Origin of the sequence: Acinetobacter sp. LUNF3 (assembly GCF_022699605.1) — a bacterium.
Lineage (GTDB): Bacteria > Pseudomonadota > Gammaproteobacteria > Pseudomonadales > Moraxellaceae > Acinetobacter > Acinetobacter johnsonii.
Map to the genome: position 1 here is coordinate 486,046 of NZ_CP093968.1, position 22,101 is coordinate 508,146.

24 protein-coding genes are annotated in these 22,101 nt (G+C 43.4%); 11 read left to right on the forward strand and 13 right to left on the reverse strand.

What is annotated here, in order from left to right:
* Positions 1-2: 2 nt before the first annotated feature.
* Positions 3-455, reverse strand: coding sequence for an Lrp/AsnC family transcriptional regulator (locus MN200_RS02305; protein ID WP_058868864.1), 453 nt, complete (start codon positions 453-455; stop codon positions 3-5).
* A gap of 150 nt (positions 456-605) precedes the next feature.
* On the opposite strand from MN200_RS02305, the gene MN200_RS02310 reads away from it, so the two are divergent.
* Both MN200_RS02310 and MN200_RS02315 read left to right on the forward strand, forming a co-directional pair.
* Positions 606-1,220, forward strand: coding sequence for a LysE family translocator (locus tag MN200_RS02310; RefSeq protein ID WP_058868865.1), 615 nt, complete (start codon positions 606-608; stop codon positions 1,218-1,220).
* A 187-nt stretch (positions 1,221-1,407) separates the two neighbouring features.
* On the forward strand, positions 1,408-1,596 hold the full coding sequence (locus tag MN200_RS02315; protein ID WP_004978921.1) for a hypothetical protein: 189 nt from the start codon (positions 1,408-1,410) through the stop codon (positions 1,594-1,596).
* Positions 1,597-1,602: 6 nt separating this feature from the next.
* On the opposite strand, the gene ptsP is transcribed toward MN200_RS02315, so the two are convergent.
* Both ptsP and MN200_RS02325 read right to left on the reverse strand, forming a co-directional pair.
* The gene (gene ptsP / locus MN200_RS02320) at positions 1,603-3,900 is read right to left on the reverse strand and encodes a phosphoenolpyruvate--protein phosphotransferase (protein ID WP_058868866.1); all 2,298 of its coding nucleotides are present in this window, start codon (positions 3,898-3,900) and stop codon (positions 1,603-1,605) included.
* Between the two features lie 81 nt (positions 3,901-3,981).
* Positions 3,982-4,464, reverse strand: coding sequence for an RNA pyrophosphohydrolase (locus MN200_RS02325; RefSeq protein ID WP_058868867.1), 483 nt, complete (start codon positions 4,462-4,464; stop codon positions 3,982-3,984).
* A gap of 182 nt (positions 4,465-4,646) precedes the next feature.
* Here MN200_RS02325 and MN200_RS02330 point away from each other — a divergent pair, with 182 nt between their 5' ends.
* The 3 genes from MN200_RS02330 to MN200_RS02340 all read left to right on the forward strand — a co-directional run bounded on the left by MN200_RS02330 (position 4,647) and on the right by MN200_RS02340 (position 6,332).
* On the forward strand, positions 4,647-5,297 hold the full coding sequence (locus MN200_RS02330; protein WP_058868868.1) for an HAD family hydrolase: 651 nt from the start codon (positions 4,647-4,649) through the stop codon (positions 5,295-5,297).
* Between the two features lie 212 nt (positions 5,298-5,509).
* A complete protein-coding gene (locus tag MN200_RS02335; protein WP_058868869.1) occupies positions 5,510-5,755 on the forward strand; it encodes a DUF2789 family protein in 246 nt (81 codons plus the stop codon).
* 70 nt (positions 5,756-5,825) lie between these two features.
* Positions 5,826-6,332 (forward strand): DUF2628 domain-containing protein, encoded by a 507-nt coding sequence (locus MN200_RS02340; protein ID WP_242760015.1) that lies wholly within the window; start codon positions 5,826-5,828, stop codon positions 6,330-6,332.
* Between the two features lie 58 nt (positions 6,333-6,390).
* Here the strand turns inward: MN200_RS02340 and MN200_RS02345 are convergent, their stop codons facing one another.
* Together MN200_RS02345 and MN200_RS02350 are read right to left on the reverse strand one after the other, a co-directional pair.
* Complete coding sequence (locus tag MN200_RS02345) at positions 6,391-7,248, reverse strand: LysR family transcriptional regulator (RefSeq protein ID WP_004692542.1); 858 nt, start codon at positions 7,246-7,248, stop codon at positions 6,391-6,393.
* A 160-nt stretch (positions 7,249-7,408) separates the two neighbouring features.
* Positions 7,409-7,645, reverse strand: coding sequence for a DUF2061 domain-containing protein (locus MN200_RS02350; protein WP_004692541.1), 237 nt, complete (start codon positions 7,643-7,645; stop codon positions 7,409-7,411).
* 499 nt (positions 7,646-8,144) lie between these two features.
* Here MN200_RS02350 and leuC point away from each other — a divergent pair, with 499 nt between their 5' ends.
* From leuC to leuB, 4 genes are all read left to right on the forward strand, one after another.
* The gene (gene leuC, locus MN200_RS02355; protein ID WP_058868871.1) at positions 8,145-9,578 is read left to right on the forward strand and encodes a 3-isopropylmalate dehydratase large subunit; all 1,434 of its coding nucleotides are present in this window, start codon (positions 8,145-8,147) and stop codon (positions 9,576-9,578) included.
* Positions 9,579-9,599: 21 nt separating this feature from the next.
* Positions 9,600-10,250, forward strand: a complete 651-nt coding sequence (leuD, locus tag MN200_RS02360) for a 3-isopropylmalate dehydratase small subunit (RefSeq protein WP_004692538.1) — start codon at positions 9,600-9,602, stop codon at positions 10,248-10,250.
* 99 nt (positions 10,251-10,349) lie between these two features.
* Complete coding sequence (locus tag MN200_RS02365) at positions 10,350-10,910, forward strand: hypothetical protein (RefSeq protein ID WP_242760016.1); 561 nt, start codon at positions 10,350-10,352, stop codon at positions 10,908-10,910.
* 37 nt (positions 10,911-10,947) lie between these two features.
* A complete protein-coding gene (leuB, locus tag MN200_RS02370) occupies positions 10,948-12,027 on the forward strand; it encodes a 3-isopropylmalate dehydrogenase (protein WP_242760017.1) in 1,080 nt (359 codons plus the stop codon).
* Positions 12,028-12,080: 53 nt separating this feature from the next.
* Here leuB and MN200_RS02375 read toward each other — a convergent pair whose 3' ends face one another.
* The 3 genes from MN200_RS02375 to infA all read right to left on the reverse strand — a co-directional run bounded on the left by MN200_RS02375 (position 12,081) and on the right by infA (position 13,380).
* A complete protein-coding gene (locus MN200_RS02375) occupies positions 12,081-12,509 on the reverse strand; it encodes a hypothetical protein (protein WP_242760019.1) in 429 nt (142 codons plus the stop codon).
* A 300-nt stretch (positions 12,510-12,809) separates the two neighbouring features.
* On the reverse strand, positions 12,810-13,016 hold the full coding sequence (locus tag MN200_RS02380) for a hypothetical protein (RefSeq protein ID WP_081313221.1): 207 nt from the start codon (positions 13,014-13,016) through the stop codon (positions 12,810-12,812).
* 142 nt (positions 13,017-13,158) lie between these two features.
* Entirely contained in the window at positions 13,159-13,380 is a 222-nt protein-coding gene (gene infA / locus MN200_RS02385; protein ID WP_004692529.1) for a translation initiation factor IF-1, read from the reverse strand.
* A 230-nt stretch (positions 13,381-13,610) separates the two neighbouring features.
* On the opposite strand from infA, the gene MN200_RS02390 reads away from it, so the two are divergent.
* Positions 13,611-14,618 (forward strand): AraC family transcriptional regulator, encoded by a 1,008-nt coding sequence (locus MN200_RS02390; protein ID WP_005400861.1) that lies wholly within the window; start codon positions 13,611-13,613, stop codon positions 14,616-14,618.
* Between the two features lie 89 nt (positions 14,619-14,707).
* Here MN200_RS02390 and truA read toward each other — a convergent pair whose 3' ends face one another.
* The 5 genes from truA to asd all read right to left on the reverse strand — a co-directional run bounded on the left by truA (position 14,708) and on the right by asd (position 20,521).
* The gene (gene truA, locus MN200_RS02395; protein ID WP_058868875.1) at positions 14,708-15,505 is read right to left on the reverse strand and encodes a tRNA pseudouridine(38-40) synthase TruA; all 798 of its coding nucleotides are present in this window, start codon (positions 15,503-15,505) and stop codon (positions 14,708-14,710) included.
* A 12-nt stretch (positions 15,506-15,517) separates the two neighbouring features.
* Positions 15,518-16,486 carry an asparaginase gene (locus tag MN200_RS02400; protein WP_058868876.1) on the reverse strand — a complete coding sequence of 323 codons (969 nt, stop codon included), beginning with the start codon at positions 16,484-16,486 and terminating at the stop codon, positions 15,518-15,520.
* A 49-nt stretch (positions 16,487-16,535) separates the two neighbouring features.
* Positions 16,536-17,828 carry a hypothetical protein gene (locus MN200_RS02405; protein WP_058868877.1) on the reverse strand — a complete coding sequence of 431 codons (1,293 nt, stop codon included), beginning with the start codon at positions 17,826-17,828 and terminating at the stop codon, positions 16,536-16,538.
* Between the two features lie 65 nt (positions 17,829-17,893).
* Positions 17,894-19,261, reverse strand: coding sequence for a hypothetical protein (locus tag MN200_RS02410; protein WP_058868878.1), 1,368 nt, complete (start codon positions 19,259-19,261; stop codon positions 17,894-17,896).
* A 141-nt stretch (positions 19,262-19,402) separates the two neighbouring features.
* Positions 19,403-20,521 carry an aspartate-semialdehyde dehydrogenase gene (gene asd, locus MN200_RS02415; RefSeq protein ID WP_004692521.1) on the reverse strand — a complete coding sequence of 373 codons (1,119 nt, stop codon included), beginning with the start codon at positions 20,519-20,521 and terminating at the stop codon, positions 19,403-19,405.
* Positions 20,522-20,706: 185 nt separating this feature from the next.
* Between asd and MN200_RS02420 the strand changes: the two genes are divergently transcribed.
* Positions 20,707-21,816 (forward strand): endonuclease/exonuclease/phosphatase family protein, encoded by a 1,110-nt coding sequence (locus MN200_RS02420; protein ID WP_058868879.1) that lies wholly within the window; start codon positions 20,707-20,709, stop codon positions 21,814-21,816.
* Positions 21,817-22,101 lie beyond the last annotated feature (285 nt).

Consider the following 22,101-nt stretch of genomic DNA (forward strand, 5'->3'; position numbering starts at 1 on the left):
TGTTAGAACAAGACGCTACGATTGGAAATAATATTTTTCATCACCATGGTAGAGATGAGACGTTGCACATTTGGCAGTGCTGACAAGTGCTCATCATAGAGTTTTTGATAACTTTCCAAGTCATAGGTCACGACATGCAGCAAGTAGTCGGGGTCACCAAAAAGTCGCTGCGCTTTCACAATTTGAGGAACCTTAAGAATCGCTTCTTCAAGACGCTGCACCGAATCTTTATCGCCATTTTTGAGCGTCACAAAAACAATGGTGGAGAAATTCAAGCCGAGTTGGGAAATATCTAACTGTGCGCGATAGCCTTTGATAATACCTGCATCTTCTAAGGCTTTGACTCTGCGGTGACAGGGAGAGAGGCTAAGCCCTACCTTATGCGCCAACTCCGTAACAGATAAACGACCATCGGCTTGTAGTTCAGCAAGAATCTTCTTATCAATTTTATCCATGTGGAAGAATCTCCCCTTTTTAGGCGTTATTGCACAAATATTTGAAAGCACATTTTAGAGCCTAAAGGATATCCTTTCAAAATTATTTGATGCAGATCATTTGTTAATTGGATTAAACCTCAAAACGGTGATGGATAAGAGAGGAAAGGGATGTCACTGAATATTTTAATTGCATTTTGGGGTGTTTCGATCCTGTTTGTGATGACCCCAGGTATAGATTGGGCCTATGCCATTTCGTCGGGGATACAGGGTAAAAGAGTCTTGCCTGCGGTAACTGGGTTATTAACAGGGCATTTGATGGCGGCACTGATTGTTGCAGCGGGTGTGGGCACATTGGTGACCAGTCAGCCCGTATTGCTTCAAGTACTCACGGGTGTTGGGGCTGTTTATTTGCTGTGGATGGGGCTGAGCCTGTCGATGCGTCCTGCGAGTATTAGCAGTGATCAGGTTACCATCGCATCGTCAAAGTCATGGTACATTCGAGGCGTTTACTTGAGTGGATTAAACCCGAAAGTCCTGCTGTTATTTTTGGCTTTATTGCCGCCCTTTATCGACCCGCAAGCGGCTTTGTCGCCCACCTCTCAAATTGTTTTATTGGCGGGGATTCACCTCATGAGTTGTGCGGTCGTTTATTTCTTGGTTGGATTTAGTGCGCAAAAAGTTTTGGGCACGCGTCCGCAGGCAGCTAGAGTGGTCAGTCGAGTGTCAGGGGTATTGATGATGTTGATTGCGATGATTTTATTGTTAGAACAGTTTTATGTCTAAGCGACATTTTAAGTATATGGATCAAAGGCAGTGCAAAATATAGCATTGCCTTAACCTGTAATTGAATTGAAAATAGTGCATGAGCTGGGAATATAGGTTCAGCCAAAATGGCTTGTAATACGTTCAAAAAGGCGTAAAATTTCTAGCGCATCATCAGTGAGATGATCACATCAACAAGGTGAAAAAAATGGCAAAGAAGAAAGCTGAGCCCAAAGTTGTGATTCACAACTTCGTGGCTAAACACATGCATGAAGTCAACCAAAGCCAAGTCTTTGTAGACCGAAAGAAAAATGCAAAACGAGGCTATGACAAGCACAAAAAAGGGAGATATTCAGATGATTATCTCCCTTTTTTAATGTCCGTTCTTTGGGTTTAAAGACCTTTAAGCCGTCACAATACGTGTTGCGGATTTGACCATATCGGCCAAACCATGTGTTTTAAAATAATATTCCATCTGACTTTTCACAATGAGTGGATTACTCATTTTCAAGGCACGCTCTAACAATTCGACCGCATCTGGCATTGGGACATGACAAATGGCTTTGCGTACACGCAGAATGTTACTTGAGCTCATTGATAGGGTATTGAAGCCCATCGCCATCAGTAAGATCGCAGACAAAGGATCGCCCGCCATTTCCCCACAAATACTGATTGGTTTGTTGTACTTATGACACTCTTTGACTAAGCGGGTGAGTGCACGTAAAACCGCAGGGTGGAAATGTGAATAGACATTGGCAACCCGTGGATTATTACGGTCAACGGCCAGTAAGTATTGTGTTAGGTCGTTTGAACCCACCGAGAAAAAGTCAACCAACTCTGCAAACTCTTTAATTTGTAATAAGACACTAGGTACTTCGACCATGATCCCGATTTTTGGTTTGGTGATTTTGACCTGTTCTTCTTCTTGCACCGCGACCCAGTCTCGCTCTAGTAAGTACAGCGCTTCTTCCACTTCACTGACACTGGTTACCATCGGCAGTAGAATGTGTAGATTGTTGAGACCAATACTGGCTTTGAGCATGGCACGAATTTGCGAAGAAAAAATTTCAGGGTGGTCGAGGGTAAAGCGAATACCGCGCCAGCCGAGAGCTGAGTTTTCTTCCTCAATTGAAAAATAAGGCAAGTCTTTATCGGCACCGATATCGAGGGTACGCATCACCACAGGTTTGTTGGCAAAGTGGCTCAACTGTTGACGATAGATCGCACGTTGTTCTTCTTCACCCGGGAAGCGATCACGTAACATGAACGGAATTTCAGAGCGATATAGACCAACGCCTTTGGCACCGCGTTGTACTCCACGGACGACATCAATCATTAAGCCAGTATTGACGAACAGTTTGACTGCGACACCATCAGGGGTGATGGCATCTTTGGTTTCATACTGTTTTAAATCTTTGGCAATCAGTTCTTCTTCTTTTTGAATTTCTTTATAGCGACTACGTAAACGGCGAGGTGGATTAATAAACACGCGCCCTTGGTGCGCATCGACGATCATTTCCACATCATCGAGGGTATTAATCGGTAGTTCAGTCACGCCGACCACGGTTGGAATACCGAGTGCGCGCGCCACAATCACCATATGCGAGTTCATGGCGCCTTCTGTAGTTACGATGGCTGCAATTTTATCGACTGGCAGTTCAACCAAGGCTGCGGTTGAGATTTCTTCTCCAATCAGAATACTTTCATCGGTAAGTTCACGGTGGCTGGAGTCGGCTTCTTGCAAATAGGCCAAAATCCGTCGCCCGAGATCTTTTAAGTCCGCGGCACGTTCACGGAGATAGTCATCTTCCATCTGTTCAAACAGATCGATGTGATTATCGATGACGATACGCACCGCACCTTGTGCCCAGTTTCCATCACGAATTTGTTCTTTAATTTCCGCTGGCAGCGCATTTTCATCCAACATGCGTAAGAACACGCTAAACAAGGCGCGCTCTTCCGCCATGAGGGCATCTTGCATTTTGTCATCAAGCGATTTGATTTCATCACGCACTGAGGTGAGAGCACGATCAAGCAGTTCTAATTCCTCACTGATGTCATCGGCTTCACGGTCAGGGACAGCGGCCAAATCCGCAGGGGGATAGAGAATGACGGCACGCCCTAAGGCGATCCCACCTGAACCCGGGACACCTTGGAAGGTTTTGTAGGCTGGTAAATTGCTGGGTTTACGAAATACATCGATATTGCCCACCGCATGGGCATGCGCAATAACCCCTGAAAGCTGAGCACAGAGCGTGACGAGGAAAGATTCCGCAGCTTCACTAAAGTCTTGCGATTCTTTGTTTTGCACCACGAGCACGCCCATGACTTTACGGCGGTACATGACGGGTACACCGAGGAACGAGTTATAAATTTCCTCACCTGTTTCAGGTAAGTACATAAAACGTTCATGTTTCGGTGCATTGTCAAGGTTGACGATTTCTTCACGCTGACCCACCAGACCGACCAAGCCTTCACTGGTATGCAGTGAAACATGGCCGACCGAATCAGGGTTCAAACCTTTCGATGCCATCAACAAATAACGTTGATTGCGTTCGTCGAGTAAATAGATGGAGCAAACGTCAACATGCATGGCTTCCGCCACATGGTTGACCATAATGTCGAGTGATTCATGCAAACTGGTGGACGCATTGATTTCTTGTACAATGCGTCGAAGGGTATCCAGTTGCATATTCGACATCGCGTCTACTCCAAAAATAATGTGCGTCCAACTTATTTATAACAAGAGATCCTTAAAAAATCTGTAGGACGTCTAGATTTTTTAAGGCTTTTTTTGAGGGAGCTGATTGCACAGCTCCACCATCGCTTTGCGGTATACATCGCGTTTAAAATTCACAACTTGCCCCAGCGGGTACCAATAACTGACCCACTGCCATTGGTCAAACTCAGGCGGATCAGACAAATTCAAACGAATGTTCTGAGCGGGAGCAGTGAGTTTGAGTAAAAACCACTTTTGTTTTTGTCCAATACATACGGGATCGGAATCTGTACGAATGTATCGGTGCGGCAAACGATAACGCAGCCAACCTTTAGTTTGCGCTATAATTTGGACGTGTTCGGGCAGTAAGCCAACTTCTTCTCTCAGCTCACGATAAAGTGCCTGTTCAGGGGTTTCTCCATATTGGATACCTCCTTGTGGAAATTGCCAAGCATTGTGTCCAATGCGTTTTGCCCATAAAACTTGTCCAAACTCGTTTGCCAAAATGATCCCGACATTGGGTCGGAAACCTTCCGAATCGATCATTTGGCTACCTAAATATTGTGTAATTTATGACTTTGCGATCGGGGATTTTTATTTCTGTATCCAACTCGAAAAAAGCAAAGTTTAAAAATGTTAAAATTGCTATGATCTTAACGAATTTCTATCGACTAGCGGAGATAGATTTACAAATTTTTTCTTAAATTTCAGTTTTTACGAGTATTTTCATGAAATTGGCGCTATTTGATCTCGATCACACCTTGTTAAACACCGATTCAGATCATTCTTGGGGAGAGTTTTTGGTGAATGAAGGCTTGGTCGACCCAGTTCGCCATCGCGCCATGAACGATAAATTTTATGAAGACTACAAAGCAGGGCAGCTCGACCCGATTGCCTATAATGAATTTGTGTTTGAATTTTTAACTCAACATGACAACGCCTACCTTACTGAACTGCATGAACTGTTCATGCACAAAGTGATTCGCCCGCAAATGCGTCCTGAAGGTTTTACAGCCATTGAAAAACACCGCGATGCTGGACATGCTTTGGTTGGCATTACCGCAACCTCTGATTTTATTACGGCACCGATTTTCCGTGAGTTTGGGATTAGCGAAATTATTGCGACCAATGCTGAAGTGGTTGAGGGTAAATACACGGGCAAAGTGATCAACACGCCGTGCTATCAAAAAGGCAAATTGACGCGTTTAGATCAATGGCTTGCAGGGCGTGATGTTAGCGAGTCTTGGGCGTATTCAGATTCCATCAATGATCGCTTTTTACTTGAATATGCTGACCATGCCATTGCCGTCAATCCAGATGACCGCCTAGAAGCATTGGCTAAAGAGCAAGCATGGGAAATTCAAGACTGGTCGATTTAAGTATCTGTCTTTCGTTGTTTAAAAAGGCTGCTTTCGGGCAGTCTTTTTTATTTGAAAGGCATCGACTTAAAAAATGAAAAGTGCGTAAAGCGATAATAAAATATCGGGCTATAGGTGGGCTGATCTTGGAAAATTAACCAAATATGCTATGTTGAACCTTGGCTAAAACTATTTTGACTATGAAAAATTAGAACATAAGCGTGGAGAAAAATATGAGTGTACGACCAAGAATGACCCACCTGTTTGAGCAACTCGGTTTAGATGCGAGTGAAGAGGCCATCGCGTTGTTTATTGTAACGCATCAGCTCAACGCACAAACCAAGATTGTTGACGCAGAGTATTGGACTGAAGCGCAACGTCAGTTTTTGGCAGAAAAAATTAAATCGGACGGTGAGTGGGCCATTATTGTAGATCAGCTGAATGAATCCCTGCATGAAGATTCACTCATCCAAAAATAAGTAGAACTCAAAGAGGCTGAGCGTCGAAGCTTTGCCTCTCTGTATAAAAATAAGATAAAAGTAGAAATTTATGTCTTTCGATCATCCAGCTTTTCCTGACTCTACGTCTTTAGAACACGTCCCTTCAGTTAATCAATTAGAACAAGATCGTGCCCTGTTTGTCGGTGCGAAATATGCGTCTTACTATCAAGCTCAATTTGAAAAAATCACGCCAAAGAAACAATATGCAGGCTTTAATATTGCCGCCTTTTTCTTAGGTGTGGTCTGGTTATTTTATCGAAAAATGTACAGTTATGGCTTTATGGCCATTGGTTTGATTGTGGCTATAGGGATTGTTGAAATACTTTTGGGGATTGAAAGTTCTGGTGCAAATATTGGCTTGGCCGTAGCATTTGGAATGTTTGGGAATACCTTATATCGACATCATGTCGATCAGCAGATTACTAAGATTCGCCAGTTGGGAACTGGAAGCGTCCATACCGAGTTAGAAAAGCGTGGTGGTACAAATATCGTAGCAGGTTCGATCTTGCTGGTGATTTGGCTTGGGCTGGTTGCATTGGCTATAAGTGCTTCTTAATTCGCTCGAGCAAAATAAAAAACCATCCTTGTGGATGGTTTTTTAATGCCTGTAAAGCTTAATTCATCATTGCAATCAGCTCTTGCACCGCACGAGATTGGGTTCTGCCCGGATGCCAAACCATACCGAGTTGACGGTTCATTTCGAACTTCACATTCAACTGCTGTAGGTCTTGGTTAATCATCGTTTTTGGAAGCACTGACCAACCCAGTCCAATCGATGCCAACATACGAATCGATTCGAGTGGATTATTACTCATGGTGATTTTAGGTTTCAGCCCTTGTTTTTCAAACTCTGCCAAGGTGATTTGGCTGGTATAGGTTTGTGATGCAGGCAATAAACTTGGGTATTGAATCAGGTCTTCGAGTTGTAGGTTTTGCATTTGTGCTAGCGGATGAAACGGCGCTGCTACAAAAACTAAAGGATCTTCCCAAATGGTGACGTACTGCAAACGCTCATCGAGTTTGGGGGGAAGCGTCAAAAAAGCCAATTCTAAGTCGCCAGCCAGTACTTTTTCATGCGCTTGCTCGGAGTCGACAAAGTGTACATCTAAGGTGACATTTGGAAAGCTTTGCACATAGCTACGCAAATGGCTCGGCAAGTGATGTAAACCAATATGGTGACTGGTGCCAATTTTGAGTTTGCCTTGGACCATGCCTTGTTCATGACTCAAGGTATGGTGAATGTCACCCAGTTCATTGAGCCAGTTTTTAACTTTAGGCAGCAGTGAATGTGCGGCATGCGTGGCTTGTACACCACGACCCGCAGACTCAAACAGTTTCACACCAAAATATTCTTCTAAACTATGAATACGTTTGGTTACAGCAGGTTGCGTAATGAAGAGCTGATCTGCGGCTAAAGAAATAGAGCCGGTTTCCATGACTTTTACAAAAGCTTCGAAGGCTGCAAGATTCATAAGGATAATCTAGTTATGAAAGTATAATTAAATTATAAAATAATTTTATATGAATTGCGATCTTTAAAATGAACGGGAGCTTATTGGATCTGGAATAAAATAAAAAAAGATCACTTGATGTGATCTTTTGGAGAGTTGAGAGGGCGCTTGATATAAGGGCTTAAGCAGGAATATTTTCTTCGGTAGTACGGTTCTTTTTCTCCCAAATACGTTCATGGAAAAAGAATGCGAAGGCTTGCACGGTTGGTTCTAATAAGCTGAGTGTGACCGCCATCCATAAGTTACCTGTGACAAAGTAAGCCACAATCATGGCCACGGTAATGTGCATGATGTAATAGCTTAGGGTTTTTTTGAATATGCGCTGATTGTTCGCTACAAATTTCTGAATGTTCGCCATGATAAATACCCTCTCAATAATGCCTTTCATTTGCAAATAGTAATTATTATCATTAATAAAGTCAAAATGAAATTTTGATTGCTCATGATTGGGTTTTTGAATGTAAGGTGACGTAGTCGATTGTTTGGAATGTTTGACGTGAGCAAACAAGCTTCTGTAGATTTCACTCTTTAGTCTATGCATAGGTCGCTGTCTTATTATTCACATCAACGAAGCGAGCCTTAAAAAGTATTGGTCTAAATAGGGGAGATAAACCTTGCATGGGTGAGCTGGGAAATATACTGCGAGGTCTACAAGAGGTTGATAAATAGGCGTATAGCGCTTGAATTAAAACCAGCAGTGAGGGCTTGCAATCAAAGGATTGAAACAAAGAGGTATGAATTTAAAATAATTCCAAAAAGTTTTTAAATTAATAAAAATGATAAATTAGATTTATGTGAAATCGTCGCTATAATCGATTTTAATGAAAGAATTACCCAGTCCAGTGGAGTCAATCGACATGGCAGGCGAAAACCAACAAGCAAAAACATTGTATGACAAATTGTGGGATGACCACTTAGTAAAACAACGCGACGATGGCTCGGCTTTACTCTATATCGACCGTCATTTATTACATGAAGTGACTTCTCCGCAAGCCTTTGAAGGTTTACAACTTGCGGGTCGTAAACCATGGCGTTTAAGTGCGAATGTAGCAACTCCTGATCATAACGTTCCAACATCGACCAAAGAGCGTTCAGAGGGAATAGCAGGTATTGAAGATGATACTTCACGTATCCAAGTTCAAACCTTAGACGACAACTGTAAAACCTTTAATGTGGTGCAGTTCGACATTAATGATGTCCGTCAAGGTATTGCTCACGTGGTCGGGCCTGAGCAAGGTTTGACTTTACCGGGTATGACTGTGGTCTGTGGAGACTCTCATACGGCAACACATGGTGCATTCGGCTGTTTGGCGCACGGGATTGGTACATCTGAAGTGGAGCATGTATTGGCAACCCAGTGCTTGGTTCAAAAGAAGATGAAAAACATGTTGGTACGTGTTGATGGTCAATTGGGTCATGGTGTAACACCGAAAGATGTAGTTTTAGCCATCATCGGTAAAATTGGTACTGCAGGCGGTACAGGTCATGCCATCGAGTTTGGTGGTCAAGTGTTCCGTGATATGTCGATCGAAGGTCGTATGACGGTGTGTAATATGGCGATTGAAGGCGGCGCACGTGTGGGTATGGTGGCTGTCGATGACAAAACCATTGCCTATGTCAAAGACCGTCCATATGCACCACAAGGCGCACAGTGGGATGCTGCAGTTGCGTATTGGAATACTTTACATTCGGATGCAGATGCGCATTTTGACACTGTAGTTGTATTGCAAGGTGAAGAGATTGAGCCACAAGTGTCTTGGGGCACATCGCCTGAAATGGTGATTCCAGTGACTCAAGCTGTACCAACTTTAGAACAAGCCAAAGATGAAGTGCAACGCAATGATTGGACGCGTGCTTATAACTACATGGGTTTAACCGCAGGTCAGGCGTTGGCAGATATTCAGTTAGACCGTGTCTTTATTGGTTCATGTACCAACTCTCGCATTGAAGATATTCGTGCCGCAGCGGAAGTGGCCAAAGGCAAAAAAGTGGCAAGTACCATTAAACAGGCCATGGTGGTTCCAGGGTCTGGTTTAGTCAAAGCGCAAGCAGAAGCTGAAGGCTTAGACAAAGTTTTGATTGAAGCGGGCTTTGAATGGCGTGAGCCAGGTTGTTCAATGTGTTTAGCCATGAATGCAGACAAATTACAACCCGGTGAGCACTGTGCATCGACCTCTAACCGTAACTTCGAAGGTCGTCAGGGCAATGGCGGTCGTACGCATTTGGTGAGTCCAGCAATGGCAGCCGCAGCAGCGATTGCAGGTCACTTTGTCGATGTGCGTTCATTTTAATTCGGGCTTGGGAGCATAGACATGAAAAAATATACCGTTGAACAAGGTATCGTTGCACCTTTAGACCGTGCCAATGTCGATACAGACTTGATCATTCCAAAACAGTTTTTGAAATCCATTAAGCGCACGGGTTTTGGTGAAAACTTATTTGATGAATTGCGTTATTTAGATGAAGGTTTTTTGGGGCAAGACAATTCTAAACGTCCTAAAAACCCTGATTTTGCATTGAATCAGCCACGTTACCAAGGTGCAAGCATCTTAATTTCTCGTGCGAACTTTGGTTGTGGCTCAAGCCGCGAACATGCGCCGTGGGCATTAGAAGAATATGGTTTCCGTACTGTGATTGCGCCCAGCTATGCCGACATTTTCTTCAATAATAGTTTCAAAAATGGCATGTTGCCTGTGATTTTGTCTGAAGAGATTGTTGATCAACTTTTCAAAGAATGTGCAGCAACAGAAGGTTACCAACTGACGATTGATTTGGACGCGCAAGAAGTGCGTACACCATCGGGTGAAGCCTTCACATTTGAAGTCGATCCATTTCGTAAGCACTGTTTGTTAAATGGTTTGGATGATATTGGGTTAACTTTACAGGTCGCAGATGACATCAAAGCCTATGAAGAAAAGACCAAAGCATCACGTCCGTGGGTATTTGCTGAAATTCATGCTTAATTGAAAATTCGATGCATCTAGTGCTTGGGTCCATCTCTTGTTAATATCGAGCAAAAGAATTTTAAACGTTTTGCTACTGGTAAAGGTTGGGCTTGAACAATGGTGACGAGTTACAGTCGTATCGCTCTACTGGCGTTGGTGGGAACATTAACTGCCTGCCAAAGCATGAATACGGCAAGCATAAAGCGGATTCAGGATACCCCAGCGAGTAAAAATAATGCGCAGCTTTACTGTACTGGTACGGTGAACTGCGAATTTGAGCGATGGAATCAGATCAAAATTGTGAATGCAGACAATCATCGTGTCAGCCGTGAGGCCATTCGAGAGAAGGTCGTGCGTCTAAAACGAGATGATTTGAATGAAGCGAATGCCTTGTTTCTGTCAGTGCCAGCGGGGCAACATGAACTGGTGATTCGCTTCTATCCCGTTTCGGTCGATCGCGCTGAAACGCTGCATGTGATTCATCGTTTTAAGCCTGCGGAACGCTACACCTTTAGGATGTTCCGTGCGCGCAGTCGACATCAGGGAAGTTTGTTGAATATGTCTGCACCTGACCCTTTGTGTGTCGATTTAAAGCAAAGCCAAAGAACAATTCGTCGTTTTTGCAAACCTTACAATGTCTTAAATGGCTTGGGCGAGTTTGTAGAACAAAAACTTTAATCGTGTGAGTCAGAACTCACCAACAATGGAATATTTCATGTCTAAACATATTTTGATTTTGGCTGGTGACGGCATTGGTCCTGAAATTGTAAAAGCCGCAGAGCAGGTACTTACACGAGTTAATGATCAATTCAATTTAGGTTTAACGTGGGAACAGGGCCTACTCGGTGGGGCTGCCATTGATGCACACGGTTCACCTTATCCAGATGTGACTGCAGCACAAGCCAAAAATGCAGATGCGATTTTACTCGGTGCGGTGGGTGGTCCGAAGTGGGACAACATTGAGCGTTCGATTCGTCCAGAGCGTGGTTTGTTAAAAATTCGTAGTGAATTGAATTTATTCGCGAACTTACGTCCAGCCATTTTGTATCCGCAATTGGCAGATGCATCAAGCTTAAAGCCTGAAATTGTTGCAGGTCTTGATATTCTTATCGTTCGTGAATTAACTGGCGGAATTTACTTTGGTCAGCCACGTGGTATTCGTGAGCTTGAGAATGGTGAAAAACAAGGCTTTAACACTGACGTTTATGCTGAGTCTGAAATTAAGCGTATTGCGAAAGTGGCTTTTGAAATGGCTAGTTTACGTGGCGGAAAAGTCTGTTCTGTTGACAAAGCTAACGTACTTGAAGTGACGGAGCTTTGGAAGCAAACCGTAACGGCGATGAAAGAAGCTGACTATCCAGACATTAACTTGTCGCATATGTATGTCGATAATGCTGCAATGCAGTTGGTGCGCGCGCCTAAACAGTTTGACGTGATTGTGACAGGTAACTTATTTGGTGACATCTTGTCTGATGAAGCCGCGATGTTGACAGGCTCAATTGGGATGTTGCCATCTGCATCCTTAGATGAAAATTCAAAAGGGATGTATGAGCCATGCCATGGTTCGGCGCCCGATATCGCAGGACAAAATATTGCCAACCCATTAGCCACTATTCTTTCAGTAGCTATGATGTTGCGATATACCTTCCGTGAAGAAGCTGCTGCTCAAGCGATTGAAGATGCAGTAGGCAATGTCCTAGATCAAGGCTTGCGTACCGCTGATATCATGTCTGAAGGCATGAGCAAAGTGGGTACTGCGGAAATGGGGCAGGCGGTTGTGGCTGCACTGCACTAAGCCAAAACAATTTGAAAACGCAGCTATCCGCTGCGTTTTTTTATGCCCAAAATTTAATAACCTTTACAAGCTTTACCCCGATATTGAATTGATTGCGCAATATTATTTTTTAATAAAAAATGGACTTGGCACTCTAACTGAACATCATAAAAAGGTGTATGTGTGGGAATGGGAATCGCACCGACACTGCTGTCACTGCGCATAGTGGGCATAGGAGTTGGAATTTGAATCCGTCTGACAATGGTATAACTCAGTTGGTTTGGTGTTTGAATCGGCGTACCTAAAGTTTCATAACCGAGTTGACGTAAGTTGAGTTCGCTCCGAATGCTCGATACATCTTGACCGATATATTGTTCTAAATAGTCGGGGAGCGCAATTTTAGCGGGTGAAACGACGGTCTGGTGTTGCGTTGGAGAGCTGCTGCAAGCTTGAAGCAGTAGAAAGCAGATGGAACTAAAAAAACTGACAATAAAGGGCTTCATGATCATCCCCTAAGCAGAGAAAGACCCTTTTAGTATTGTATATCTGAACGTTCGTTTGAGTATGTTTCGAGTAATTTGAGATAAACGGTATGTAGGCGACTCAACATAACGCAGCCGCTAACACGCTTTGCCGATGTAGTGAATAGATTCCACAAGATCATCATGCAGTCTGAACTCAATGTTGCATTTCATTTCAATATTCAGGCTACCGCTGAAAGGTGTCGGAATGGGCGCACCCATACTGACACTGGTTCCAAGATTGGGGGTTACCATCGGAATAGGCATATTACGTAACAGAGTTTAGGTCAGTTTCTCTGGGGTATATACAGGAGCACCGAGCACTTTATAACCCATGCTATTGAGGTTAAGTTGATTTTGAACTTGATGTGACGATTGTCCGATATAGTGTTGTAAGGTTTGCTTGAGCCGAGTTTCGCTTGTTGTGGCACAAGCAACACAGAGTATGGGGAACAGTAAAATAGCGAGCTTCGTTGAAGTCGTCTTCATTATTGTTTTGGCGTATTAGGTTGTTATCTCATTTAATTATAGTTTGATTTTTGCTTGGAATATAGTTGATTCATAACGTTTTAGTCTGAGCGCAGACATTAAAAAAGCCACTTAAAAAGTGGCTTTTTCGCTTCGCTAAAACTTAGCGCGCACGATAAGTGATACGACCCTTAGATAAATCATAAGGTGTCATTTCTACTTTAACACTGTCGCCAGTCAAAATACGAATATAGTGTTTACGCATTTTACCAGAGATGTGAGCAATCACTTCATGACCGTTTTCTAAACGTACACGAAACATAGTATTAGGAAGCGTCTCGGTGACAACGCCTTCGAACTCGATGAGTTCCTCTTTATTGGCCATAGCCTACCTGAATGAATAAATTGGAAAGGCGCAAATTATAGTCAATTTTTTTGCATAAAACAAGGCGGAATGGGCGGTTGCCTGATCATCTGTCAGTAAAATAAGCGAACAAGAGGAATAAATATTTTCAACAAAAAAACTGTATAAGTTGTTGTCAGTTCGGTCAATCGCAGTTAATCTAATTTTAATGTTTTGTGTATAAATGAAGAACATACAAGGAAGGTTCTAGCGTGGGTCAGCTAACTGATGCATCGATTGTCTTGCGATTAGGCTACCAAGCGATTCGTCGTTCAGGGTTGCCAACAGAAGAAATTTTAACAAAGGCGGGTGTTGCGTTAAATCAGATGGAAACCAATGAGCGTACGCCTTTGAGCGCGCAATACGCTTTTTGGGTGGCCGCAGAAGAAGTGAGCCGAGATCCAGACATCGGTCTACATTTGGGTGAAAATCTGCCTTTATACCGTGGCCAAGTGATTGAGCATTTGTTTATTTCATCGGAAAACTTTGGTGAGGGTTTGAAACGCGCTTTGGCTTATCAGCGCTTGATCAGTGATGCCTTTCATGCCAAGTTAGTGGTTGAAGATGACAGGTGTTATTTGACCAATGGGGAACAACCTTGGGCTGAGAATTTAGTCAATCGACATTTTTCTGAATGTGCCATGTCCGGTATTTTACGGTTCTTTAAATTTATTACTGAAGGGCGTTTTGAACCGATCTATATTGATTTTAACTTCAGTAAAGGCGCGTTTGATGATGAGTATTTCCGTGTATATGAGTGCCCTGTCAGCCTAGGACAAAAAGAAACTCGCTTATATTTTGACCCAAGTATTTTGGCTTATCCGTTGTGGCAGGCGGAACCTGAATTATTGCAACTGCATGAGCAGTTAGCGATTGAAAAACTTCAAGAATTAGCCCGCTATGATTTGGTGGGTGAGGTGCGTCGCGCGATAGGTTCAACCCTAGAAAGTGGCGAAACCACACTTGAAACAGTGGCTTCTCAGCTCAGTATTACCCCAAGACGTTTACGAACACAGCTTAGTGAGGCGAATACTAGCTTCCAGCAAATTTTGTCTGATTATCGCTGCCGGTTGGCGAAAAAACTTTTGGCCAATACGGCTGAAAGTGTAGAGCGTATCGTGTATTTGACGGGCTTTTCTGAGCCAAGTACCTTCTATCGTGCGTTTAAACGCTGGACCAATGAAACCCCAGTGGAATATCGCAAGCGTAAGCAGCGTTAAGAAATCCCTCCTAACCTCCCTTTATAAAAGGGAGGAATTTCTCCCTTTCCTTTGAAAAAGCAGGCTAGGGGGGAGGATTAAAAAATAAATTATTCAGGCATATTGAGCCAGTGTGGCCCAAGCGGCTGCTTTGGTAGCTCAAACTGCGCTGGATAGTCGGCATGAATGAAATATAGCCCATCAGGGGGGGCAGTAATGCCTGCGGCTTTACGGTCTTCTGCTGCGAAAATAGCCTCAATATGCTCGACTTCATACATACCTTGCCCGATTTCTAGTAAGCAACCCATGATATTGCGGACCATATGGTGTAAGAAGCCATCAGCCTGAATGTCGAGGACCAAATATGGACCATGTTGAATTAAGCGACAATGGCTGACATGGCGGACAGGTTGATTGGATTGGCATGCGGCTGCACGGAAGCTTTCAAAGTTATGCGTGCCTTCGAACTTTTGCGCGGCTTGCATCATCTTCGCCACATCTAGCGCATAATAGGCATGTGTGACTTGTTTATACATAAGAGCAGGGCGTTGTGGGTGGTTATAGACCACATAACGATAACGACGTGCCTGCGCTTTGAAGCGTGCATGAAAGTCTTGATCCATCGCTTTGATCCATTGGATCGAGATATCTTTTGGCAGTTGGCTGTTGCTACCCATTAACCAACCGCGCTCTGAACGAAGTGCCGAGCTATCAAAATGCGCCACCATATTGGTGGCATGGACGCCCGCATCGGTACGACCAGCACCATGTAAGCTAATCGGTTCATTGGCAATTTTAGACAGTACTTTTTCAATCGTCTCTTGTACGCTGATCACACCTGTTTGCTGGGTTTGCCAACCACGATAGTGTGTACCACAAAACTCAATGCCGATCGCAAAACGTTGCATATGTACCTCAAATTAACCCAAATCATGCCAATCGCTGAAGCGCGCTTCAGCAGTGGGGTATTGTAAATACATTTTAAGGGCTTTGGCATACAGATCTGCATGCCCGAGGCAATCACTGACAATTATTTTGGCCTGAGTTGTCCACGCGGCAACTGCATAGCGCTGATCAGTACGGCCGAAAGGGACTTGGGTGCTTAAAATAGCAACACAGCCTTGTGCGTAAAATTCATCGAAAAGTGCTATCAACTCGGCATTCACAGCTAAATTACCCGTTCCAAAACCTTGCAAAATGAGGAAATGTGGTGGGGCTGTAAGCAGGTTTTTCAAATTCTGCAATTGTTGAGCTAAGGCAACAGGTTGCATCATCAGATTGAGGCAATTGAACTGGTGGGATTGTTCTACATCACCTGTTTGTACTATGTGTGTTTTTAAGCTATGTGGAATCGGCTGTTCAGCCATGACGCCTGTAAAAGCATCCAGTTCTGTGGTATGTCGTTTTAACGCGGTTTGCGCATGCAATACCTGTTGATGAAAAGCTAGATACACTCCGACAGGATGTTTCATCACCGCATCTAAGGCAAAATTCAAATTACTAATCGCATCGCTAAATTCACGCGTATCTGTACCTTGTACATTAAGTAATGGATATTGGCTACCTGTGAAAACCACACGTGCGGAATCTGCAATAAAGTGTGCCGCGACAGCACTGGCATAGCTTAAGGTATCTGTGCCATGAATCACGACAAAATGCTGGAATTGTTGCAGTTGCAATTGTTGAATCTGCTGAATTAGCAATAACCAGTCTTCAGCCGTGCAGGCGCTACTGTCTTTAATGACAGGTGCAATAAAACATTCAATGTCGAGATGAATCGGCAAGACATGTGTGAGCTTGGGAATAAAGTCTTCGGCAGGCATTGGTTGTAAGGGTTCGCCAATACAGCCAAAGGTTCCACCCATATAGATAAGCGCAATTTTTTTCATTATAAAAAAAGCAGTCGGTGATGACTGCTTTAGTTTAAAACGAAATGGCTTAGGATGCTATGCGACTTAGCAATTGTTCAGCCTGCTGACGCTGCTCGCTGTTGTAATTTGTTTCTTGTTCAACCAAAATTTCACGTGCAGCTTCGAAAGCGCCAAGTTGAATGTATTGCTCAGCCAATTCAAGGTTTAAGTGTATTTCATTGACTTCGCTTAGTTGAGGGAAAGACTGCACCAGAGGATCGCTTTGATCCACCGTATTAGCAGGTGCAGTAGACTCTAGACTCAAGCTGAGGCTTGGCGTAACGACTGCTGGTGTTTCTTCTACTATCGCTTCACTTGGACTAACCGTATCGAAAGAAAAAGCAGGGATGTCTTTTGCTGCTTCAGTCGTAGATTCGCTTGAAAAATCAAATGTAAATTCAGGACGCTCATCTACAGCAGGCGGCGAAATTTCTGCTTCTGGTGCTGTTGTCGGCGCTGTGTCGAGATTGAACGAAAAATCTAAAGGTTGGATGTCAGCTGCAGCTGTTTCTGCTGGTTGAGCAGGTGTGCTTTCTAAAGAGAGTGAACCAAAATCGAGCGGTTTAAGTTCTTCAGCAGGTTTGGCTGGTTCTGCTTTTGGAGTATTTAAACTAGAGATATCAAAATCTAAGCTTTGAACTTCGATGCTCGGTTCAGGTGCGGCTGTTGTTGTAGTGATAAATGCTGAGGCATCAAAATCAAGCGGTTTAATGTTTTGAACCGGTTCAATAACAGAAGCCTGCACAGGATTATTTGATGACATCAGGGCATCGAAGTCAGCAGTATTAGTTGCTTCTACAGGTTTTGGTGCAGATGGTGCAATTTCAGTTGGTTTAAACTCAATCGTGTCAGAGCTATTTTGATGTAATTGATCGTAATCCGATTTTTTGGCTTCTGCTTGCGCCAAAATATCATCTAGTTCTAAAGAACGTAAATGATTCAGCAATTGGCTGATGGCAAACTCATCTTTTTGGAGCAAGTGAATATCGAGCAGCAGTAAATATAATTCGTGTTGTGAATTATCTTTATTTAGGGCTTGGTTGATTTGTGCTTCAGCTGAGAAGAAATTACGGTCGCGAATTTGCCCTTCAATTTTATTACGTAGATCTGTAGCAAGTGGTGTTGTGGCTTTTTTAGCAACAACATCTTTAACGACTTGAGTTTGTTGCGGGGATTTTTTAGACGAACTGGTTTTTTTGGCTTTATTTTTTGCAGCAACCGTTTTTTGAGTTTTTGGTTCTGCTTCTTTACTCGCCTCACGCTTTTTTAAGACTATGGCAACAACCAATAGTAAGATAAATGGAATCACATAAATAAGCATGTTTTACCCCTTTTGAACTTGTCTTTGTGCAAGTTCATCCAAAATCAAATAATCAAAATAACACTTTAGTGTGTTGGCTTTTTCTCAGTTTGTTGTGCTTTCAATTGTTGTTGCAATTGTGCAAGACGAGCGTTTAGTAATTGAATTCTCTGATCTTTCTGATTAAGTGCCACTTCTAATTGTGTTACGTTTCTCTGTAATTTAACGGTTTTTTCACGAGATGTCATAACTTTTAATGACAACTCGTTTGATGTTTGATTCTTTTCTGTCGACTTCTTGGCAGAACCGTGACTTGAATCTTGCTCTTTCTCTGCCACCAAGCTCATCTCGGCTTGATTGAGGCGGTATTTCGCCTTGCCAGATTGCTGTGAGCTTTGTTTTGGAAGTGATGAAACGGAGACTTTTTGCTCTGATTTTGCTGTTTGTAGGCCCGTTAAATTGAGGTTAGCACCACGACGTAAACGGTTTATGTCACCTTGAATAAAGGCATGTTCATTCTTGGCTTTAATTTGTTGCATGACTTCACCGACAGGAAGGTTTTCTTCAGCAGCAATACGCGATGCAATGCCCCAGAGAGATTCATTCGACCGAACTACATGGGCACTTTGAGGTGCGGCTTGGCGTGCAGTAGTTGCAGGTGCAGCAGGTGTTGTTTTTGCTGTCGATGGACTAGGTTGTGGGCTGGCCTGTGCAGAAATTGGTGCATCTGATTTTTGAACTGAATCTGCATACTTTTGCACCAACGGATCTGCTGATTTTTTTGCTTGCGTAATCGGTTCAACACGTGGAGCTGAAGTTTGAGCCGCTGCTGCAATTTGTGCAGAGGCTACTGAAATAACTTGCGTTGGTGCTGCAATAGCGGTCGCACTCATGCTTGGTGGAGTATGGTTATTGAGTTTGAGGGGCGTCGTGTTTGTCGTCGGCGCAGCTGTTGTTTTTAAGCTATTGAATTGTGTGCTGACAGGTAAGTTCAGCGCAATATCTTTTTCGTTGACAATCACCACCGGTTTTAAGGCTTTTTCATTATTATTCGCGCGTGCTTGAAGTGCTGCTGAGCGTTTATTGGCTGTTTTAATATGTTGTAGCCGTGCCGCATTGCCTTCTTTGATTTTGACGACAATGTTCAGTTCTGCTTCAGTTAAAGGGCGTGAAGAAGTAATCGTAATCACACCGGTACTGGCGCTGGTACGACGGGTAAAAAAGTTCAGATTACTGGGTGGCTGATGCATGACACCAAGAGACATCAAATCTTCTGCGCTGGCTAGACTGGCTTGAATGGGAGCATTCGGATCGGCATCGTGAAAGTTCAATTCTGCATACAACAGTTCCCCAGATGCAGACTGAATTTGAATAGGATCAATAGTGATCGCATTCACATTTTGCGAAGCAATAATGGCTAAAATGGCTATCTTTAATTTGTTATTTACGGTCATCTTAATCTTTAGCTCGGTCACAGATCGCAAAGCGAAAATTATAGATTAGCGAGTTGTGTGTTATTTGTAAAACGTTAACATTGAGGTTACAAAAAAAAGCCGATCAAATGTGATCGGCTTAATACTTTAGCGGGTAAATGCTTAAGTATTTTTGTAGTCAATCAGGATACGGAGCATACGACGTAAGGGTTCCGCAGCACCCCAAAGCAATTGATCACCGACAGTGAAAGCACCTAAGTACTCTTTGCCCATATTCAATTTGCGTAGACGACCAACAGGAACAGTTAATGTGCCTGTTACAGCCACAGGTGTTAAGTCCGTCATAGACGCTTCACGGGTATTTGGAACCACTTTTGCCCATTGGTTCGCGCTACGTAACATATCTTCGATTTCATCGAGAGGCACGTCTTTCTTCAGCTTCAAAGTTAAAGCTTGAGAGTGACAACGCATCGCACCAATACGCACACAATGACCGTCAATCGGAACGATTTGCTGGTTGCCCAAGATCTTGTTGGTTTCAACTTGACCTTTCCATTCTTCTTTCGACTGACCGCTGTCTAATTGTTTGTCGATATAAGGAATGAGTGAGCCTGCTAATGGCACGCCAAAGTTTGCTGAAGGGAAACCTTCGCCACGTTGTAATTCCGCAATTTTAGAGTCGATATCTAGAATTGGAGAGCGTGGGTCATCTAACAAATCTTTGGTGTTGTTGTACAAATAGCCCATACCAGAGATGAGTTCACGCATATTTTGCGCACCAGCACCCGATGCTGCTTGATAAGTCATCGAGGTTGCCCATTCCACTAAATTGTTTTGGAATAAGCCGCCTAAGCCCATCAGCATCAGTGAAACTGTACAGTTACCGCCCACGAATGTTTTGGTACCGTTCACTAAACCATCTTTAATCACGTTCATGTTGACAGGGTCAAGTACGATGATGGCTTCATCTTCCATACGAAGTGTAGATGCCGCATCAATCCAATAGCCTGTCCAGTTTTCTGCTTTGAGCTTCGGGAAAACTTCTGAGGTATAGTCGCCGCCTTGGCAGGTAATAATGACATCCATTTGCTTCAGACTGTTAATGTCTGATGCATCCATAAGTGCTGGGGCAGTTTTACCGCCAAACGCAGGCGCTTCACCGCCTGCATTACTGGTAGAGAAATAAAATGGCTCAAAATGAGCAAAATCATTCTCTTCAACCATACGTTGCATTAGGACGGAACCAACCATCCCGCGCCAACCGACCAGACCTACTTTCATGTCACTTTGCCTCGGTGCGTTAAAAATTAAAAGGGGATTCGAGTGTATCAAAAGAGCGCTTAACTGCAAGCACTACACAATGAAAACAGCAATTATATTGTGCAATATATCTTGTTTATGTTACATGCAAAATTGATATTAATTTATGAATCTACAAAAAATTAAGAATATAAGAGTGGCTATCTATGATCCGGGTTGAGTTGCTGGCATGTGTCGTGATTTGGTTAAGCTTCTGGTCACTGATTCCACGAGATGAATGGTGGTTTCGAGGCGCAGATTTTCCACGCTTACAGATTTTGGCATTGGGGTTGATTGCATTTATCTTGATGTTAGTTTGGGATGCTCCTTGGAATTGGGTGCGTGAAGTCATTTTGCTGGGGTTGATTGCGGCAGTGGCGTACCAACTCAAAATGGTGTTGCCTTATACCTTTATGTGGAAAAAGCAGGTCAAAACGGTTGCCAAAACAGAGTTACAGCCAGAATGCCAGATTTCTTTAATTGTGTCGAATGTACTAACGCCTAATACTCAATATCACTTATTATTGCAACAGATTCGTCAGCATCAACCGGATTTGATTTTGACTTTAGAGTCGGATGCACATTGGGAACAAGCCTTGAGTGTACTGGAAGATGACTATCCCTATCGGGTTGCAGTGCCTTTGGATAATCTGTATGGCATGCATTTGTATAGTCGTTTAGCGCTTGAAGATATTGAAGTTAAGTTTATTTTGAGCGATGAAATTCCTTCGATTCATGCCACAGTCATCTTAAGGTCAGGACAGCCAGTGCAACTGTACTGCTTACACCCGAAACCACCAAGTCCGACCGAAGCCAAAGACTCTACTTTACGTGATGCTGAATTATTAATAGTCGGGGATCAGATTAAAGATTTGGATGAAAGTTGCATTGTGATGGGGGATTTGAATGATGTGGCGTGGTCGCGTACGACACGACTTTTTCAACGGATCAGTGGGCTGCTAGACCCCCGAGTCGGACGACATTTTGTCAATACTTTTCATGCCGACTATCCCTTACTGCGCTGGTCATTGGATCATGTCTTTCACAGTACGGATTTTGCCTTAGTGCAGATGCAGCGTTTACCACATATTGGTTCAGATCATTTCCCTGTATATGTGGTGCTTCAAACAGGTCGGGTATTTGAGCAAGTACAAGAAGAGCTGGAACAAACTGAAGCCGATGAGCAAGAAGCACAAGAGGCGATTGAAGATGGAATTGAGAAAGCGGAACGAGAAGGTAAGCAGGTGACAGATAAAATTGCCAAAGATTACCAGTAAATATAGGGGCGCGCGGATTTCATCAGTGTAGGATATGGCTTACAGGGATTTGGGAATCTGACGAATGGTTAGTCATTTGGTATGCCCGTATCCTAGTCTCATCAGCAGATGGAGCGGGAATGGATCATCCCAGTATGGAAGTTGAAGCTGATGGAAATCATCATGGATATGATGTAGGTATGGAATGCAACCGAATAAAACAAAAATTACGTTGAAAGCACAACCTCATGTACCCGAGTTTTGCAGGACGCAGAACTCGGGTTCTACTTTTTAAGCAGCTCTTTT